Raw genomic sequence first — 19,848 nt, forward strand, 5'->3', positions numbered from 1 at the left:
CTATTCAACATCGACCCGAAAGAAGCCCCGCGTAGCTTCGCTCGAAAACGGCAACGCCTCGCTGGTTTCCCCCGACAAGGCAACAACTCCCTCGACCACTGGGACAAAAGGCTCATCCAAAGCGTCGCTATGCGAGATGCGATAGCTTCGCCCCGGCACGCTGATCCAAGTCAAATGACTACCAGTATCACTCAAGGTCATGGCGATAATTTGCAAAAATGAAGAACCATCATCGGGCAGAGTTCCGGCCAAATACTCCCCGAGGTTTGCAAGCCCGTCCCCATCACCATCCAACAACGCGTCCGCTGAATCGTAAGGATTGAGACCGTAGGCGAGCTCCCAATTATCCGGCAGACCATCGTCATCATCATCAGGGTCCTCCCCATCCGGAAACCCATCGTCGTCAAAATCAGGCCGCACTGTCTGATACAAGACGAGGTCAGCCCGAGTAGCTGACTCGGCGTTTACGGTCAAATCTTCCACAGATGCAGGGACGTATCCATCCGCGTGATAACTTAGCGAATATGTGCCGGGCAAAAGCATGCGATGATAGTCTCCCACCTGGGGATCGGTGTAGACCGCTTGCGTGTTTCCCTCCACGAGGACTTTGGCAAAGACCGGTTCCCCGGTGTCGCCATCAGTTATCACCCCTCGAATCCCGAGATGGACTGCTTCCAAATAAGCCATCATGGAGTCCCTGTTTTCCGTCCAAAATTGGGGAATCTGAGATTGGGGAGGAATGAACTGATTTGAAATCTCCATTGTAATCTCGTTACAAGAAAGGTAGCGGTAATTCCAATCCTGCATCCCTCCATCAATCGAAAACCAAGCGGCTCCATTGGAGATCCCATTCTCGAAAAAGGGTGAATTCCACATCGGAGGATTATGGATCGAATAGGTCAGCGCCAAAAACTCGAATAAGGCGTCGTCGCTCGTTGGCGAATCCACACTACCGAGGCCATCGTTGTCGTAGGGGTAATTGGCGACCAAGGCGCCGCCATGGAAGTTTGCAGAAAGCACAAAGGAATTGGCTGCCGACCAAGTGATGACATGAGCAACTTCCGGAGGAAGCTCGATGAGGTCAGGTTCCGGACCGTCAAAAAGATTCCCGATTTCTTCATTGGAACCGTCAGGGAACGTTCGATTCAAATCGTCCCCTTCGGCATTAAAGCGATCAAGAACTTCCCTCCCGTCAGGATTCATAAGCGGAAGAATCCAAATTTCCGTCGTGTTGATGAGGTTCGTTATCGTTGGGTCGCTACCATAGTTGGAAAGGAGTTCATCGATGAAATAAAGACACATCTCAGTCCTGAGAAGCTCGTCGCCATGCATAGTCGCGACGTATTTGAACTCAGGTTCATCTTCTTCCTCGGTGGGATTATCCGTAATCTTGATCACCCGCAAATCACGTCCCTCCACCGACTGCCCAATGTTGGAAACCTGACAAATCCCGGGATAGGCAGTCTGCATATCGCTAAGAAACGAAAGCACTTCGCTATAACTGTGATACTCGCCAAGTTGGGCCTTGCCCCCTATTTTTTTCCGAAGCTGGGGTGAGGGTAATTCTCGATAGGTCCACCCCGCATCCCTGAGCTGAATCCGCTCCTCGCGAGTCACGTAGAGACGGGCTCCGTCTTCCCAAATATTATCGATGATATAGTCACCCGCCAACAACAACTCCCTTCCCCTCTCCTCTCCGAAATCGACCTCCACCCCCCGATGTTCAAAGCTCCTTTCGCCGTCAGCACTGAGGCAAAAAACCACGTGCAGAAATACGAGGAACGAGCGCACAAGTGAATTCATGGAGACCAGACCTCTTACCCTGCGCACCCCCATTGGTCCAACCCTTAGAAACTTCCTGCCACGCTCGCCCGACGCGATGACCTCAAACTTTCAAGCACGCTCGAAAGCCTCGTCCGGAATAATAGGACTCAGCCCCATTGTGATAAAAGAAGACTCGACCAAACCGACGGTCACCAAAAAGAGCGCCACCCAGCACCCTCATTTCCGGAGGAGTCTCCAACCAGCTGGAGCTCTTCGTATCGAATTCGCCCAAAGTCTGCAAATGAGCGTATTCATTTTCCGTCAAGAGTCTCACCCCCATCGCCGCGGCAAAATCAACAGCTGAGTCAACGGGCTTTTGCGCCTTTCGCGATTCCAGCGCCTCGCGATCGTAGCAAAGACGACACCGTTCTTTTGGGCTCTGAGGGCTACAATCGTAGAAGAAAAAGGCACCTGTCTCCTCGTCTCTGCCCACCACATCAGGCTCTCCACCAGTCGCCTCCATCTGAGCGAGAGACCAGAGTTTATCAGCATCTGCCTCGAGCCTGGCTTCCACCTCACCCCAGGGAAGATCAGGGTGGCGCCCCGCATTATCCTCGAAGCGTTTCCGCAAGACCGAGAACAAAATCTGCGAATCGCTCGCGGTCAACTTTTTGCCTGCAGAGGACTTCATTTCGTTGTTCCTATTCTGCCTGAAATTTATCTTTAGGCAAAGCCAAGCTCACGCCTGAATCATTTCATCGTCTTCTTCTTTGGAGAGTGCCAGCGCGCAATCGATGAGTGCCAGGTGACAGTATGCTTGCGGGAAGTTCCCAAGATGTCGGCGAGTCTCAATATCGAGGTCTTCCCCATACAGCTTGTGCTCATTGCTAGCCGCGAGCAACTGCTCAAACATCTCGCGAGCTTCCGCCTTCTTCTTGATTTGCACCAAGGCTTTCACCAACCAAAAGGAACAGACCGTGAAGGCGCTCTTTGGTTCGCCAAAGTCATCCTGATTGCGATAGCGAAACATCAGCCCGTCCTCACAGAGTTCTTCTTGAGACTTTTCAACCGTTGCGATGAAACGAGGGTGGGTCGGCTCGATGAAGCCATACTCCGCCATCAGCAGGTTCGACGCATCCAGATCGTCCGCACCGTAAGCTTGCACAAACGCCCCCTTCTCTTCGTTCCAGCCCCGCTTGTGGATATCTTCGTGAATCTGGGCCAGAGCAGGACGCTGCATCTCCGCCCACTCGTCTTTCCCCAAGAGCTCAGCGATCTTGATCGCCCGGTCCATCGCCACCCAACAGAGCATCTTGGAAAAGACAAAGTGACGCTTCTCACCGCGAATCTCCCAAATCCCCTTATCTGCCTTCTGCCAAGTATGCAGAACAATACGGGATACCGAACGAACCCGGGTCCAGATTCGATCCAGAGACTCCGGCGTCCGCTGCCGCTGCAGCAGATCCTGATAGATCACGTCCAACATCACGCCATAGATATCGTGCTGAGCTTGAGTGTAAGCGGCATTGCCAACGCGAACAGGGCTCGAGCCCTGGTAACCACTAAGATGATCCAGAGTCTGCTCGGTTAGGTCCCGCTCCCCTCTCAGGCCATACATGATCTGCAAGGAATCATCCTTGGTAGGCATGGTATGCATCATCCAATCAATGAAGCGACTTGCCATCGAAGGGTGACCAATTTTGTGAAGGACAGCTACCGTCATCGACGCATCACGAATCCAACAGAAACGGTAGTCCCAATTGCGCTCCTCCCCGATGGTTTCGGGGAGAGAAGTTGTGGCAGCTGCCACAAGAGCTCCAGTTGGACTGTATTGAAGAAGCTTGAGAAGGAGCGCGCTCCGAATCATTTCCTCTTGGTATTGAACCGTCTTATGAGTTCTAGCAACCCAAAGGAGCCAATAGGAACGAGTCCGCTGCAACATCAGCTCCACCGTATCCCGATCCGGTTCTTGCACCTTGTCATGATAACTCAGGAACAAATAAGCATCATCCCGAAGCTCGATCTCCTCGCTTCGAGCGATCGCCTTGGAATCCATGTTGGTGTAGAGATAGACTGACTCGTAAACATCTCCACCCGGCGTCTTCCATTCCGTCGTCGCCTTCAAGCCCGCATGGTAAGGTTCCACTTTGGTCGCATTCTGGGCATATTCCAATCTGGGGTCGAAGTTGACCTTCACCTTGGGCCGTCCCGAGCTAAGCCGGATGACCCTGACGATATCGGAACCCACATCACTCCGGGTGCCGGCACGGCCGTCCCAAGTGTAGCGGGGCATGAAATCAATCACCTCAAAGGCTCCCGACTCCCCCTCGAAACGAGTTACGAAGATATTCGTATTTCGTTCATAAGCTTGGGAAACCACTTGGCCATCGACCATCTCGATGCCGAAGCGGCCGCCTTTCTCCTCATCCAAAAGGGAAGCGAATACGGTGCCGGAATCAAAGTCAGGGAGACAGGCGAAAACAACACTACCAAGCGCATCGACCAGCGCGCAGGTGCGCCCGTTGCCGATTAAAGCCATGTGATAGTCATCGTGCAGGCCGGGCTTGCCGGCAGGTAGAACAGGGATCATGTAGAGTGGTTAGAGGGAGAGTTCATGCTGGAGGCTTTCGAGGAAAACGCGGACTCCACTGGTATCAGTTCGATACTTGGCGCGAGTCGTTCCCGCGCCCACTTTGACGGTGTAGAAATCGGCTCCATCGGGAACAAGCGAGAACATTGTCTCATCGGTCTGGTCATCACCGGCCGCGAAAGCAACGTCGGTGTGCCAGTATTTCATCAGATGGTCCACTGCCGCCCCCTTGCTCACCTGGAGACTGGAAACTTCAACAATCTTTTTCCCGTGATGAACTGTAACAGGAAGATTGGCAGCCATGGACGTGAGCTCATCGAGCAATCCCCGTGCCCGCCAGAGACCAAACTCAGGTTCCGCCTTGCGATAGTGCCACACCACCGCCGACTGCTTTTCCTCAACATGGGTCCCCGGCGTCAGCAATGCTGCTTGCTCGAGATGCTCGCGAATCTGTTCCCTCCACTCAGTGTCGACATGGGGATTGAAAAGTTCCCACTCCCCTTTTCCCTCGTTCAGCCAACGATAGCCATGCTCCCCGACCAGGCTAAGCCCCAGCCCACCCAAATGTTTCTCGAGAAAAGATGGTGGCCGCCCGCTCACGATTCCGACGTTGAGCCGCTCGGTATCGCCCAAGGATTTGAGCAGGGGCGGCAACTCCGAATCAGGAATTGCGTCCTCCGGCTTGTCGACAAATTCACGCAATGTTCCATCATAGTCCAAGAAGAGACCAACCGTCGCGCCCTTGCGCCAGCGCTCCGCAATTTCCTTAGCCAGGGGCACCATTTCAAAGACCGCCACCCGCTGTTCGCGAGCGGGCACTTTCTCCAAGTCCTCAACGAAACTTTGCGCCCAAGGACCACTATGCCGAAGACGGAGACGCCGTTGCATGGCCTCGATGCGGAACTTCCGCTCTTCGTCCGGCATCTCGAGAGCCCGCGCAATCGCGTCGGCCACCTCTTCGGTGTTGTGCGGATTTACCTGAATCGCATTGGAAAGTTCCTCCGCAGCTCCCGCGAGTTCACTGAGAATCAGAACGCCCGGACGCCCCGCAATCTCCTCACGCTGACAATCCAGAAACTCCTTTGCCACCAAATTCATCCCGTCCCGCAGAGGGGTCACGAGGCAAAGTTCCGAAAGCGCATAAAGAGCCGCCAAATCCGCTGGAGGAAAACCCCGATGCAAAAACTGAACCGGTGAATGTCCCACCGAGCCGAACTCCCCATTAATCGCTCCTACCGCCCGTTGCACTTCTTCGGTGAGCTGGTCATACTCCTCGACCCCCTGTCGGGAAGGGACCGAAATCAGGACGAAGATCACCTCGTCGCACCATTCCGGATTGTCTTTGAGAAAGCGATGGATGGCAGTCAGCTTTTGCGGAACCCCTTTCGTGTAGTCCAAGCGTTCAACGCTCAATACCAGTCGTTTGCCATTCAACTCCTCCCGGTGCTCAGCCACGATCTCGCCGAAGTCTTCACGCTCCATACACTTCTGGAACCCCAAGTGATTGTGACCGATTGGAGCAGCAAGCAATCGAACCTCACGCCCCCCATACCAAATGGAATCCATCTCAGACTCCTTCCCAAGCACCCGCAACAAGGTGGACCGGAAGTGTCGTAAATAGGAGCTGGTATGGAACCCAATGATATCCGCCCCCAGCACTCCGCGCAGCAACTCGGCGCGGTGCGGAAGCACGCGAAAAACCTCACTACTACAAAACGGTGTATGTAAAAAGAATCCCACCCGCAGATTCATATTCGTTCCTCTCAGCAGCTCGGGAAGGAGGAAGAGATGATAGTCGTGGATCCAAATCATGTCCCCGTCCTGGGCGATACTGAGAATCACGTCCGCGAACTTTTGGTTCACCGCTTTGTAAGAGTCCCACCACTCTTGTGAAAATTTCGCCCGCTCCACCATGTAGTGTAGAATCGGCCAAAGAGTGGAGTTGGCGTAACCCTCATAAAATCCATCCAATTCTGCCTGGGACAGAAAGACCGGCCAAGTATTCTGCTCGTTGAGCTGCTTGGAAATCGCCTCCGGATCATCAAATTCTTCCTCCGCTCCTCCCGGCCAACCAACCCATATCTGTTCATTTTCCAGCTCCGCTCCTTCCAGAGCACTCGCGAGTCCTCCGGCAGTGCGAGTGGCAGTGCCATCGGCAGCGATCTTGACCGGAAGACGGTTGGATACCATGAGAAGTCGTTTTTTCATAATTTATGAGCGGCGAATGCCTTAAAAAGGTTGTTCCGGCCCATCCTAAGTCACAATCACGAGAGATCCACCCTATGACTAAAAAAGTTTTTCCTCCCTCCCTCTCTTCGCCTGAAACAGAATTCGAAAATTCTCCCATCTAAAAAGTAAACCAAGAGTTCGATTAAGTCATTTCATCTAGGTTCTCCTACAATACGAACCAGCAACAAGGCCCGAACTCAATAGGTTTTCCGCATTCTAATTCTCTAAGCTCACGTAGTTCTTGGCAGACCATCTGCTCTCCTCTATTTTGCGCCGCCCTGCAGGGCGCTTGGAGCTTTGAAATTGACTTGAATTTTTTGCTCTCCGAGATGATTGCAGACCCGTAACCTGCTTAGAAGCACTGAACAGCACTTCAGCCCAACACCATTCAATGACCAGCCAGTCTCCCTACCATCCCGATTTCACTCCCGATTCCACCGGAACATTGCACTCCTTTGAAAACGAGAAGGACAACTGTGGTATGGGTGCCATTGCCCACCTGGGTGGAGCAAAATCCTACGAGATCATTGAGCGCGCGATTGATTCAGTTTGCAACATGACCCACCGGGGCGCAATTGATGCCGATGGCAAGACTGGTGACGGTTCGGGCGTCTTGACCCAGATCCCCCGCACTCTTTTTTCCCGGGAACTAAGCCGTCTGGGACACGCCATCAGGGATATCAACGATTTGGCGGTGGGAGTCTTCTTTCTACCTGCCGATGATGCCGCGGCGGCGAAGTCTATTCAGGAGGCAGCTGTGTCAATTGCGACCAAGCGGGGCATCAAGGTTCTCGGCTGGCGGGAAGTTCCCGTCAATCCTGACGAATTGGGCGAATTGGCAGCAAAGAGTCGCCCAAATATCCAACACCTCCTCCTCGAACGTCCCCGCGAGTGGGAAAGCGACCTCTTCGAGCGCCAGCTCTATCTTTGCCGCCGGACCATCGAACGCCAGTTTGCGGAGGTCTCCAACTTTTACATCCCCACCCTCTCCTCCCGCCTCATCTCCTACAAAGGCCTGGCGATGCCGGCGACTCTGCGGGCCTTCTATAGTGATTTGCAGGACTCTGACTTCCAAGTGGCGCTGGCTCTCTATCACCAGCGTTTCTCGACCAATACCTTTCCCGCCTGGCCTTTGGGGCAGCCCTTCCGCATGATGTGCCACAACGGCGAGATCAACACGGTTCGCGGCAATCGCAACTGGTGGTCATCTCGCGAGGAATTCTTCGAAAGTGAACTCTGGGGTGAGGACGTCGACCTCCTTAAAGGGGTGATGTCCGGACGTGAGTCCGATTCGGCCTCCTTGGACCACGCACTCGAAATTCTGGTTCTCTCTGGGCGTTCTCTCGAACACGCCATGTGCATGCTGGTTCCTCCCGCTTTCCGACACGATCAGGAGATTTCCGAAGAAGTTCGCGACTTCTTCCACTACCACCGTTCCTTTGCTGAACCATGGGATGGCCCAGCCGGTCTCGTCTTTACCGATGGCGAGAAAGTGTGCGCGTCTCTCGACCGAAACGGTCTCCGCCCTTCCCGCTACACCTTGAGCCAGGAGGGCCTTCTCATCATCGGTTCGGAGTCCGGAACAAGCCCCATCGAAAACAATCAAATCGCCCGCCGCGGCCGCCTGGGGCCAGGGCAAATGATCTCTGCCAACACCGTCACCGGCGATTTGCTTTTCGATCGCGAAATCAAAAACGACCTCGCGGCCCAACAGAACTACGGCAAGTGGGTGGATGAAAACCGCGTGGAATTGCGCAAATTCGTTTCGCACGAGCCTCATTCTCCAACTTGCGATTTCGACCCGATCGAACTTTCCCAGCTTCAGGTCACTCACGGGGTGACTGCGGAGGATCTCGATATGGTCTTTCCTCCCATGGTAAAGGGCTCGCAGGAGGCGGTTTTCTCAATGGGTGACGACATTCCGCTCGCTCCCCTGTCCCGCTACCCGCGCCTACTTTTCACCTACTTCAAGCAGCTGTTTGCCCAAGTGACCAACCCTCCCATCGACCCTATCCGGGAATGGGCAGTCATGACTTTGGGAGCCGGTTTGGGACGCGAACTCAATATCCTGAGCGAGTCTCCTGAGCACGGTCGCATTCTTCACTTGGAGTCGGCCATCCTCTTCGAACAAGAGGTCGAATACATCGCCGAGCGCTCCTCCCATGGCTTCAAATCCTGTGTTCTCGACACCACCTATCCGGTTGAAAACGGGGCTTTCGGTCTTCGTGTGGCAGTGGAAGCTCTCTGCAAAACTGCCGAACAAGCAGTCGAGGACGGCGTCGAAATCATTATTCTTTCCGACAAAAAAGTCTCCGCCGACCGAGTCCCGATTCCATCTCTCATGGTCACGGGCGCGGTTCACCACCATCTCAGCAAGACCCGCAAGCGCTTGCGCACCTCCCTGATTGTGGAAACGGGCGAAGCGCGCGACACCCACCAACTCGCATGTCTCTTTGGCTACGGAGCCACTGCGGTTTGCCCTTATCTCGGCTACGCGACCGCCCGGGCGATTCTGAAGGATGAGAAGCTCATCAAGAAGCACAAGTTCACTGAAGAGCTCACTCCCGAAATCGCAATGGCGAACTATCGCAAGGCTTTGGAGAAGGGCTTGCTGAAGATTATGTCCAAAATGGGCATTTCCGTTCTCAACTCTTATCAGGGAGCTCAAATCTTCGAAGCCCTCGGAGTGGGAACCGAAGTGGTGGATCTCTGCTTCACCGGAACGGTAACCCGGATTGGCGGGGTAGGCTTCAACGAGATTGCTCACGAGACCCTGACCCGTCACCAGACCGCCTACGCGGAACCTGTCAGCGAGCCTCTCGACCTGGGCGATCCCGGCTACAACCGATATCGCAAGGCTGGCGAATCACACGCAATCTCCACCGAGGTCATCAGCAATCTTCACACCTTTGTTAAGCACAACAAGATGGAGGATTACGAAGATTACGTGAAGGCCTCTCTGACCAACAATCCGATTACCATCAAGGATTTGCTGGAGTTTAACACCGAGGGAACCACCGCCATTTCAATCGATGAGGTGGAACCTGCCGAAGACATCGTGAAGCGTTTCACGACGGCGGCGATGTCGTTGGGAGCCCTGTCTCCGGAAGCACATGAGACCTTGGCCATCGCGATGAACCGCTTGGGCGGAAAGTCTGATTCTGGCGAAGGCGGGGAAGACACCCGACGCTTCGAGCCCTACCCGAACGGGGACAGCGCCCGTTCGGCTATCAAGCAGGTTGCCTCCGGACGTTTCGGCGTCAGCGCGCACTACCTGGTGAATTGCGACGAGATCGAAATCAAGATGGCACAAGGCGCCAAGCCAGGTGAGGGCGGTCAGCTGCCGGGTCACAAGGTCAACGGTCTGATTGCCCGTCTGCGCAACACCCAACCGGGGGTCCAGCTCATCTCACCTCCCCCTCACCACGATATTTACAGTATTGAGGATTTGGCGCAGTTGATTCACGACCTCAAGGAAGTGAATCCTTCGGCCCGAATCACCGTCAAACTGGTGGCTGAAGCAGGTGTGGGAACGGTAGCTGCCGGGGTGGCAAAGGCCTGCGCGGACAACATTCTCGTCTCGGGTCACGATGGCGGAACTGCCGCATCCCCCCTTTCCTCCACCAAGCACTGCGGTCTCCCCTGGGAGCTTGGGGTTGCCGAAGCACAGCAGACCCTCGTCATGAACAACCTCCGGGACCGGGTCGTTCTCCGAACCGACGGTGGCTTCCGCAACGGACGTGACGTGGTCATCGGCGCTATGCTGGGTGCTGAGCAATTCAACTTCGGAACAATCGCAATGATTGCGATGGGCTGTGTCTACGTTCGCAAGTGCCACCTCAACAACTGCCCGGTCGGTGTGGCAACCACGGATCCAAAGTGGCGGGCCAAGTTCAAGGGCACCCCTGATCACGTGGTCAACTTCATGATGGGAGTAGCCGAGGAAGCCCGCCAGCACATGGCCAGTCTCGGCATTCGCACCATCGAGGAGATGATCGGTCACACCACCTACCTGCGTCAACGGGAAGTCCCGAACCATCCGAAAGCCGCCACCATCGACCTTTCAAAGGTTCTCAAGGAGGCCGTTCCACGGGAGGGCTCATCACGTTTCCGCACCTTTGAACGCAATACCGGAATCCACAAGCCCGCTCTCGATCTCGAGATTCTCGATGATTTGCGCTCCCACACCGGTGTGGCAACTGACGAGAACCCCGCCCGTCTCCTGATGGACTGTGCTCCTTTCGAGAAGACTTATTCCGTCGTGAACACCGATCGTAATATTGGCACCAGACTGTCTGGACGGATCGCGGAAGCGTTCGGCAACAACGGTCTGCCGGAGGGAACGATCAATCTCACCTTCACAGGTTCGGCCGGCCAGTCCTTCGGAACCTTCCTCTGCGGAGGAGTAACTCTGACCCTGATTGGAGAAGGCAACGACTACACTGGCAAGGGAATGGCTGGAGGAACCATCATCGTCCATCCCCCATCGGACATGTCCACCAGCTTCGAGCCTTCGCAAAACTCCATCGTCGGGAACACGGTGCTCTACGGTGCCACCGGCGGCGAGCTCTTCGTCAACGGGCGGGCGGGTGAACGCTTCTGTGTGCGAAACTCCGGAGCAACTGCGGTATGCGAAGGGGTTGGCGACCATGGTTGCGAATACATGACCAATGGCTTGGTTGTGATTCTGGGACTCACCGGCAAAAACTTCGGAGCCGGGATGTCAGGCGGAGTCGCCTACGTCCTTGACGAAGACGGCCTCTTCCAGTCTCGCCTGAATTCTGAAATGGTGGTCGCTCTTCCTGTCGCTCGCGAGCAGGACATCGCCGAGGTTAAGAAACTGATGGAGCTCCACCTGCAAAAGACCGGCTCTCCTGTCACCAGTCAGCTTCTGGCGGATTGGGAAGGAACCCTCCTCCGACTCTTGCGAGTGATTCCGAAGGATCGTCACACTTTGGAACTTGAGGAAGCTAAGCACGAGTCTGCCGTTGAACCGGTGAACTAGTGCTTCGCGACAAAGGTTTAGCGGAGACATTCAAATCAATAAGAAGTCGCAGTATGGCGTAATCGCTCCATCTTGCGGCTTCCTGTTGTCAAACTTGCCGCTAAGATAATCTTTGCTTCCAACGTAGATAACAAGAATGCCTCGAATTTGTATTACCATCCCGGCCAAGACCCCTCAACCGTATCGTTTTCCTCTCGATACGGAGGTGGTCACCATCGGTCGCTCAGCGGCCAATGATGTAGTTATCGACCACGGCTCGGTTTCCTCTCGTCACTGCGAGATGAGACGAGTCCCCGGTGGATTCATTCTGGCCGATCTCGATTCGACCAATGGCATCCACCTCGATGAAGAGGAGATGGAAGTCATTGACCTTAAGGACGGGATGGATGCCGAGGTCGGCGATGTTCTTTTCAACTATCAACTGACCGAGGAAGAGCAGGACGAATTGGGGAGCGAAAAATTCAAGCCCCATCAGAAAAAGAAGAAAAAGAAAAAAGCGGTAGCGACTCCTCCTCCCGCTCGCCCGCCAATGCCCCAGAGCAGTCCCACCTTGGTCGCATCCAAGAGTGATAACGGAGCTCAGGAATTCATTATCTTTCTCATCTTTGCAATCCTCGCAATCTTTGCATTTTGCTTCGGGCTGAATAGTGCCCACCGAGCGAGCATTCCCGCGGACGAGCGTTCCGGTCGTTCCCTGCTTAAGGACATGTCCGCTTCCTCCGAAGACGGGAAATAGTTCATTTCCAACCGCACTCCATTTCGGTCCGAACCGATGATGAAAGTCATTTGCCCCCAAGTCTCTGCCGTTCTACTCGGCGCATCATCACCACTCGTTTACGGTGAGAAGAATCCTTCGGCAGAATTGAGCGAGAGCACCATTCTGAGCGGGAGTCACTTTTCCAAAGGAAGTCGGGTGGACTTTTCCTTCGTAGAGGGAAAGCTCATTTACCTCATCATAACTCGCTCTTCGCAATCGACCATGGCGGTTTCAGCTTGGACCCCTGGCAAGTTCGTTCTCTCTCCTCCAGATTTGGGAGCCCTTGACTTTCGATATTCAGATGACTCCGCCACAGTAGGAAAATCATCTTATTCATTAAAGGAGGGGCGAGTCTTACTCGTTACTTTTGAGCCTGGCAAAAGCAGTGCGGAACAAATCAACGCTGAGTTCAATTGGGAGGGTGGACAGATTTCCACATTTCTCGAAAAGCGCTTGATGAATCTCAGCAAAGAAAGCCCAAAATTCGGGGCCTTTCTAGCCCCTCAATGAAGACCGTAGAGGAGCCGCCACTCATTCGCCTCTCCAAGGATTCGGAGCTTCAGGTAATAATGAAACGGACCTCTCTCAGTGCCCTCCGTCTCCGTCTGCCCGCTAGAACTTACGCCACGCAGCGGGGACGAAGAGAACCAGAAAAGCAAAAATCTCCAAGCGCCCCATCACCATGAGCAAAGCGAGATAGATCTGAGTGGGTTGCCGCAGATGGCTGAAATTGTCGGTTGGACCCACATCGCCAAATCCAGGTCCAATATTCGACAGCGTGGTTAGAACCGCTGCCACTGTTGTCTCGAAGTCCACCCCATGAGCGGTTTCCAGAATGGCAACAACCATCATCGAGACAATCGCAATGAACCAGAAGAGTGCCACGAAGAGAACCGTTTGCGCCCGGCTCTGGTCGTTGATCGAATTCCCATTTACATGAAGGCGGAAGACCTGATGAGGGCGAAAGGCTTGGATAATTTCCTGATGAACGGAACGAACTAACAAGATCACGCGGCTCACCTTCGCCCCCCCCGCAGTCGAGCCCGCGCACCCTCCCATCAACATCAGCCCCAGGATAATGAAGTGGGTTCCTACCGGCCATTGCTCGAAGTCCGCAGTGCCATACCCTGTGGAGGATACGATGGAAACTACCGTAAAGATGGCTCCCCGGAAGCTCTCCCCCAACTCCCGTCCGCCCAAGACATACTTGATCGCCACAATACCAATCACCGAGAGCACGATGAGGATGAGATACCATTTCCCCTCCTCCTCGTTCCGCAACCGCTTCCAATTGCGCTGGATGATCACCACGTAGACTAGGAAACTGATACTGCCGAGTAGCATGAAAAGGGTCAGCCACATCTCAATGGCCAGCCCAGTACGCCATCCGGAAAAATACCCGATACTCTCGTTGTGATTGGAGAATCCTCCAGTGGAAAGACAGGTCATGGCATGCGAGACAGCATCGAACCAAGACATCCCGAGCGCCTTGAGCCCAAAGAGACAAACCAAAGTAAGCGCCAGATAGATCTTCCAAAGCAAAAGAGCGGTATCGCGAATTTTCGCATTGGAAACCTCCGCCGCTTCGAACGAAGACTCATTGCGGAAGAGCGACTTGGTCCCGGCTCCCAAACTCGACAGGAGGGCGACGAAAAGAACCAGAATCCCCAAACCACCCAGCCATTGGGATATGGACCGCCAGAGGAGTATCCCACGCGGCCACTCACTCAAATCAGCAATTACGGTCGACCCCGTGGTGGTCAACCCGGAGACGGATTCGAAAAAAGCTCCAGCCACCGTTAGACCGGGTTCGGCCAGAAGGAACGGGATGGAGCCGATGACTCCCGAGGCGAGCCAACCAACCCCCACGATCAAAACCCCCTCGCGACGGGGAATCCGATCATACTTTCCGCGACCGAAGAAAACCAACAACAAGCCGAACAGCAAAGCGGTGGAAGTAGCCGTCCCCAGAGCAAAAGAGGACGAGTCCCCGATTCCCACGTCAAAGACGGCAAAGAGAAAGCAGACCAGAAGAGCCAAACTCTCCATCATCAATAAGAGTCCGAGCACTCTCGCCAGCAGCTTGTAATTCACTGCCGCTATCCAAGCGTATCAGCCTCAAATCCCAATCCAAAAGATTGCCACCCTATCGCCCTCTTCTCCCGGAAGACCCTCCGGTAACAAGTCAGCCTCCCCGCTCCCACCGGACGACGAAAACAGGAAATAAACGTGCAACTTTTCCCATTAGATGGTGTTTTTATGGGCAAGAACGATGAGCAAGTCCGATAAATCAACCCATTCCCCCGCTCCCGAGGATTTTGAACTCTCTCATGATCAGGAGCTTTGGGATTTGCTGGGAAACTCCACCTCGGACGAGGCCAGCCCGCTGTTCAGCCGCAATGTCATGCGCGAGATCCGCTTGGAAGAGAGCGAGGCGACGGCAAAAGTCCCGTTCTGGCGCGCTCTGCTGACTCCGCGTTGTCTGGTCCCATCCGCGATGGCTCTCGCTCTCGTGGTGGCTTGGCCGTCACTCTTTGGTCCTGAGGCGGAAACTGATGCGCAGGCCTCCCACTCCAACGAACTCCCCGCAGAAGTGGTCGAGTCCTTGGAAATCTCGCTCGAGTCCGAGCTTCTCATCGCAGCAGCCGACAAGCCCGGCCTCTTCTCCGATGAAGAAGTCATTGCGATGCTTTTCTAGGAAACTCCCGCTTTCCTCTCACTCTCCTCAAGAATCCCGCTTTTGAACAATCGGGGTCTTGAGGAGTCTTTCTTGCAGGGGGCTCGGAGTTCTGCTACTTCCCCCAGCCACGCAACACACCTGCATTTCAAAAATGTCCGACGATTCCAATCAATCCCCCTCCAATTCCGGTTCCCAAGTGACTCCGGCTTCCAATCAGAACCTTATCATTGGTCTGGTTATGGGGGCTGCAATCCTCCTGCTCGTTTTTCTCGTTTTTAATAACCAGAACAATAGCAGCAACAGCAGCAGTGATTACGATGAAGTTGCCGAGTTGAAAGAACGAATCGCCAACCTCAAACGCGAAGGCAACCAACTTCCCGCTCAACAGAACATGGGAGCAGGTGCCAACAACTACGGAGTCGACCCTCTGAAGCTCGCCGAAGAGATTTCCACTGAAGCCAACACCCTCGCTGGTCTCATCGGCAACTTCGCTTCTGAAATCCAGACCAAAGAAGCTCTCCTGCAGACCGCACGGGACACGGAAACTCTTCTCAACCGCCGCATTCAGGACCTTCAACGGCAGAACAGCGACCTTCTGGCCAATTCCAATGAGGCAGCGAAATTGCGCAACGAGTTGGAATCTCTGAAGACTCTCTACGACAACGCCCAACGCCAGATTGAGGAGCTGCGCAAACGCCCCGACGTGGCGACCCTCGACGAACTTCGCCGCCAAAATGATGAGCTGCGGGCCCGCGTGGCGGATCTCAGCGAATTGGACGCTGAAAATGCCCAGCTGCGAGCTGAAGTCCGGCGCCTGCGCAACCTCTTGGATCGCTCAACCCTCTTTGTTGAAAGCGCCGACGCCCTGCCAGCTCTAGCGCAGAGACTTTTCCGCGAACTGGAACGTCTTGAGGAGTTCAGCCCCGCCGCCTTGGCCGACCAGTACAAGCGCATCGAGATGGAACTCAATGCCCGTCCCCTTCGTTCGATCAACTTCGAAACCGGCTCCTCCCAGCTCACGAGTGAAAAGGTCAGCATCATCAAGAACGATCTGCGGGTGACTCACCCCGAGGCTTTTCTCCTCGTAGTTGGCTATGCCTCCAAGACTGGCGAGTTCGAGCTCAATCGCAAGCTCTCCTCCGACCGGGCCACTTCCGTAGCCTCTCAGGTCAATGCCGACAAAAAGAATACCCAGAGCGTTCGGGCAGTCTTTTTGAACGAAACCAGCCGATTCTCGAAGGAGCAGGAGACACTCAACCAAATCTGCGAAATCTGGGAAATCCGCCCCTGATTGTCCGATTTCTCCGCAATGCGCGTTCTGGCTATCGACCCCGCGATTCGCAACACTGGTTTTGCGGTCATCGAGGGTGATGCCTATCAACAAAGGGCGCTCGCCTACGACGTTATCACCATCCCACAACGGCTCCCCCAATCCCGGGCGCTCGCTGCGGTGCGGACGGGAATTGCGAATCAGATTGAGAAGTGGGAACCCGATGTCGTAGCGGTCGAAGGCATCATCTTCGTCCAGTCACACCGCACCGCCATCTCGATGGGGGCCGCCCGCGCCGCCACTCTCATCGCCGCCGCCGACCGGGGACTCCCCATCTACGAGTATGCTCCCCGCAAGGTGAAGCTTGCGGTGGTGGGAAAAGGTTCGGCCGACAAAGCGCAAGTTGCCTTCATGGTGCGCGCTCTGCTCGGTCTCTCGGAAACTCCCCCTGCGGACGCGGCCGATGCTCTCGCCATTGCGCTGGCGCATCTTTACGCCTCCGACCCGCTCAAAGCGAAAGCGCTCGAGCGAAAGGAAATCTAACAAGCAACCATGAATCTCGAACTCCAGATTCTCGGAACCGATGTCCCCTACTCTGACGCTCTTGAGCTTCAGCAAGAGCTCGTGAGCCAACGATTGGCGGGCGACATTCCGGACACCCTTCTTCTACTCGAGCACGCTCCAGTCTACACCATCGGTCGCACCCGTGATCAGTCTTCGCTGCAGAATCCCGAGAAGCTTCCCCATACAGTTCACGAGATTTCGCGCGGAGGACAGGCCACCTATCACGGCCCCGGACAACTTGTCGGTTACCCCATCGTCGACCTCAATCCTCTGGGCAAAGACTTGCACCACTACCTTCGCGCAATCGAAAACTCGCTCGAGAACTTTTGCCGACACTTCAAGGTCCCAGCCATCCAACGGGAAGGTCTCACTGGCATTTGGGTGGAAGACCGCAAGCTCGCATCCATCGGGGTTGGCGTGCGCAAGTGGATCACCTACCACGGCTTTGCTCTCAACCTCCGACCCGAATCCCTGGGCCCTTTTGAGGCCATCACTCCCTGCGGTCTCTCCGGCGTTTCCATGACCTGTCTCACGAAAGAAGGGGCACCTTCGCTCGACCTGCAAGATTGCGCCCGTCACTATCCGGCCTTTCTAGAAAAAGAACTCGCCTCCCTGACCTAAGACCTGCTTGTCCGAGTCCAAACTGGTGAAGGGCAGCGGGCTCCTCTCTGATAAGGACTGAACTACCTTTTAAATACAACGGGCTAGTTAGGTTGCCCAGGGTCAATTATCAGGACCCGCAGTTGCCAAGAACCCGTTCCCTGTGGAGACTCCCACGATGAAGAGCGAACGGGACAAGATGCTGGCAGGAGAACTCTATGATGCCCTGGACGCGGAACTCAGAAAAGAACGCAACAGCTGCCGGGACATTCTTTTGAAGCTCAACTCCACTCGCGAGGATGAAAAGAAGGAACGCAAGCGCCTCCTAGCCGAACTTTTCGGAAAGAAAACGGTCGCTTGGATTCAGCCCCCCTTTTTCTGCGATTACGGCACCAACATCGAGCTCGGAAGCAACGTCTTTTTCAACTTCAACTGCGTGGTGCTCGATTGCGCAAAGGTCACCATTGGTGACAACACGCTCTTTGCTCCTGCGGTCCAAATCTACACCGCCACTCACCCTACCGACGCCGACGAACGTCGTAGTGGGCTGGAGTTCGCCAAGCCAATCACCATCGGGTCCGACGTCTGGGTCGGTGGCGGAGCAATTATATGCCCGGGCGTCAGCATTGGAGACCGCTCGATCATCGGTGCGGGCAGCGTGGTCACCCGTGACGTCCCCAGCGACGTCGTGGTTGCTGGGAATCCCGCCCGGGCGATTCGCGAATTGCAGCCGAAAGGCTAGCTAGCGGCCAACCAAAGGCTTGCGCCTCAGGTTTGATCAATCGCGCTCGAGGCGGCGAAGATCGCTTTCGACTTGGCTAAGCTCTTTTTCCAAGGCTCTGATATTGTCCTCTTGAATCCGCAGCCCCGCATTGAGCTTCTCAGCTGAAGCCTCGGCCTTTTGGGCGCTATTCGAGTGACTGGAAGTATTGCCACGAGCACGAGCTTCGTTGGCCTTTTGGCGGTAATCGCGGGCTTTTCCACGAAGAATGGTCACTTTCGCACGAGCGTTTTCTACTTCCACTTTTTTAGCGCTGATCGCTTTCTTGATGCGGCTGAGTGACTTTTTCAATTCCATCTCACGGAGCTCCTTGCTTCGGCTGGCACGCACGACAGCGGCGGCTTCACTCCGCTGCTTGCGGGCTTCATCCAATTTTGCCTGCGCGACCTCGAGCTCCCCTTCTCCAATTTGGAAACGATCCCGCCAACTCTGGGGTAGCTCGTCCCAAGTCGCCGTCGAACTCCCGAATTCAGTGGTGAAACGAACCTTGTTCGTCTGCAGCTCTTTGATCTCAGCTTTCTTCAGTACTTTGCCATTGGTCAGCTCAATTTCGTCGAAGGTTTCTCCAATCGCTCGCTGGCGTTCGTAGAGACGGTATTCATCGCGGTAGGCCAACTGGTCCTCGCCGAATTTGACAATTTCTTCCTTAGCCTGCTCGATCTCTTCTTCAAGAGTCGCTTTTTTCTCCTCCAAGAGCTCGAAGGTTTTCTCAGCAACAGCCAATTTCTTGGCGACTTCCTGATTTCGCTTTTGCTCCACAATGGTCTTCTCGGTGCGCTCAATCTCATCTTCCAGAGAGAAGATTTCCAAGCTTTGCTCCGAGACCTCATCCTTCAAAGCCGCCGCGGCATCCCCGTTCAAACGAGGATCGAAGACAGCCATTGAGAGCCCTCCGAAGGCACATAGGACCACTAAACCTAACACCACTCCAATGACTCCCGGAGAGCGCGCACTATCAAAAAAACCAGACATAATTCTTATTCTATTCGAGCTTCAAAAATCTATAGTCCCACCGGATACTTTGCCTTGTAATCGTTGAAGGCTTTTTCGGCCTTCTCACGATCCTTATGCAATTGCTCAAGTTCGCTTTCCAGATCCGAAATCACTCCCTTCAAGTCCCCGATTGCATACTCCTCCTCCTCCAGCAGGCGAGAGAGGTCCTTCGACCAGTTGGCATCCAACTTCACTTTAACCATTGCCAACTCAGCACGAAGAGCTTGGATTCGTCGCTCCTGCTCACGGCTTTGAGTTACCAATTCTTCATCTTTGCACGAAACGAGGAGCGGAATCGCCAGCGCGGTTAGCAAAACAAATAGACGGGCACACATGCGGGCACCCTATTTCGACAAGAGACGAAAAGCCAAGCTTAATGAATGGCAAAACACACAAAAAGACATGACAAGTTCGTGACTTTAAAAATGAACAAAGAATAGAATCGGAGCTCTTTCCCAACTACGCAAAACCTTTGTTTCCGCGGCTTTCTGTTCTTTTGGTTTTTTAAAGAAAAAAGCACATTATCGAGCAGATTGCGTTCCAACTCAGGAAAGCGGCACGCGCAGCCACTCGGGAGGATGACACTCTCTCGGAGTAGCTGAACTTCCCAGAAAG

At 54.5% G+C, this 19,848-nt stretch carries 15 protein-coding genes; 8 read left to right on the top strand and 7 right to left on the bottom strand.

What is annotated here, in order from left to right; translation table 11 throughout:
* The 4 genes from IE099_RS14010 to IE099_RS14025 all read right to left on the bottom strand — a co-directional run bounded on the left by IE099_RS14010 (position 1) and on the right by IE099_RS14025 (position 6,562).
* Positions 1-1,803, bottom strand: coding sequence for a M14 family zinc carboxypeptidase (locus tag IE099_RS14010; RefSeq protein ID WP_189570929.1), 1,803 nt, complete (start codon positions 1,801-1,803; stop codon positions 1-3).
* Between the two features lie 82 nt (positions 1,804-1,885).
* Positions 1,886-2,455 (bottom strand): DUF4256 domain-containing protein, encoded by a 570-nt coding sequence (locus tag IE099_RS14015; RefSeq protein WP_189570931.1) that lies wholly within the window; start codon positions 2,453-2,455, stop codon positions 1,886-1,888.
* A gap of 48 nt (positions 2,456-2,503) precedes the next feature.
* Positions 2,504-4,354, bottom strand: a complete 1,851-nt coding sequence (locus IE099_RS14020) for a glycoside hydrolase family 15 protein (protein ID WP_189570933.1) — start codon at positions 4,352-4,354, stop codon at positions 2,504-2,506.
* A gap of 9 nt (positions 4,355-4,363) precedes the next feature.
* Positions 4,364-6,562: a bifunctional alpha,alpha-trehalose-phosphate synthase (UDP-forming)/trehalose-phosphatase gene (locus IE099_RS14025; RefSeq protein ID WP_189570935.1), complete on the bottom strand. Its 2,199-nt coding sequence runs from the start codon at positions 6,560-6,562 to the stop codon at positions 4,364-4,366.
* 412 nt (positions 6,563-6,974) lie between these two features.
* Here IE099_RS14025 and gltB point away from each other — a divergent pair, with 412 nt between their 5' ends.
* From gltB to IE099_RS14040, 3 genes are all read left to right on the top strand, one after another.
* Complete coding sequence (gltB, locus tag IE099_RS14030) at positions 6,975-11,588, top strand: glutamate synthase large subunit (protein WP_189570937.1); 4,614 nt, start codon at positions 6,975-6,977, stop codon at positions 11,586-11,588.
* Positions 11,589-11,724: 136 nt separating this feature from the next.
* Positions 11,725-12,324 (top strand): FHA domain-containing protein, encoded by a 600-nt coding sequence (locus IE099_RS14035; protein ID WP_189570939.1) that lies wholly within the window; start codon positions 11,725-11,727, stop codon positions 12,322-12,324.
* Positions 12,325-12,360: 36 nt separating this feature from the next.
* Positions 12,361-12,855, top strand: coding sequence for a hypothetical protein (locus tag IE099_RS14040; RefSeq protein WP_189570941.1), 495 nt, complete (start codon positions 12,361-12,363; stop codon positions 12,853-12,855).
* 102 nt (positions 12,856-12,957) lie between these two features.
* On the opposite strand, the gene IE099_RS14045 is transcribed toward IE099_RS14040, so the two are convergent.
* Positions 12,958-14,439 (bottom strand): TrkH family potassium uptake protein, encoded by a 1,482-nt coding sequence (locus IE099_RS14045; protein WP_189570943.1) that lies wholly within the window; start codon positions 14,437-14,439, stop codon positions 12,958-12,960.
* 178 nt (positions 14,440-14,617) lie between these two features.
* On the opposite strand from IE099_RS14045, the gene IE099_RS14050 reads away from it, so the two are divergent.
* From IE099_RS14050 to IE099_RS14070, 5 genes are all read left to right on the top strand, one after another.
* Positions 14,618-15,043, top strand: a complete 426-nt coding sequence (locus IE099_RS14050) for a hypothetical protein (RefSeq protein ID WP_189570945.1) — start codon at positions 14,618-14,620, stop codon at positions 15,041-15,043.
* A 133-nt stretch (positions 15,044-15,176) separates the two neighbouring features.
* Entirely contained in the window at positions 15,177-16,316 is a 1,140-nt protein-coding gene (locus IE099_RS14055; RefSeq protein ID WP_189570947.1) for an OmpA family protein, read from the top strand.
* Between the two features lie 18 nt (positions 16,317-16,334).
* Positions 16,335-16,838 (top strand): crossover junction endodeoxyribonuclease RuvC, encoded by a 504-nt coding sequence (gene ruvC, locus IE099_RS14060; protein WP_189570949.1) that lies wholly within the window; start codon positions 16,335-16,337, stop codon positions 16,836-16,838.
* A 9-nt stretch (positions 16,839-16,847) separates the two neighbouring features.
* Positions 16,848-17,480, top strand: coding sequence for a lipoyl(octanoyl) transferase LipB (gene lipB, locus IE099_RS14065; protein ID WP_189570951.1), 633 nt, complete (start codon positions 16,848-16,850; stop codon positions 17,478-17,480).
* Positions 17,481-17,637: 157 nt separating this feature from the next.
* A complete protein-coding gene (locus IE099_RS14070) occupies positions 17,638-18,201 on the top strand; it encodes a sugar O-acetyltransferase (protein WP_189570953.1) in 564 nt (187 codons plus the stop codon).
* A 36-nt stretch (positions 18,202-18,237) separates the two neighbouring features.
* Here the strand turns inward: IE099_RS14070 and IE099_RS14075 are convergent, their stop codons facing one another.
* Positions 18,238-19,212 carry a hypothetical protein gene (locus IE099_RS14075; RefSeq protein WP_189570955.1) on the bottom strand — a complete coding sequence of 325 codons (975 nt, stop codon included), beginning with the start codon at positions 19,210-19,212 and terminating at the stop codon, positions 18,238-18,240.
* A gap of 29 nt (positions 19,213-19,241) precedes the next feature.
* Positions 19,242-19,568: a hypothetical protein gene (locus IE099_RS14080; RefSeq protein WP_189570957.1), complete on the bottom strand. Its 327-nt coding sequence runs from the start codon at positions 19,566-19,568 to the stop codon at positions 19,242-19,244.
* Positions 19,569-19,848: the final 280 nt, after the last annotated feature.

This window comes from Roseibacillus persicicus (assembly GCF_014651675.1).
In the GTDB taxonomy this organism is placed as follows: Bacteria; Verrucomicrobiota; Verrucomicrobiia; order Verrucomicrobiales; family Akkermansiaceae; genus Roseibacillus; species Roseibacillus persicicus.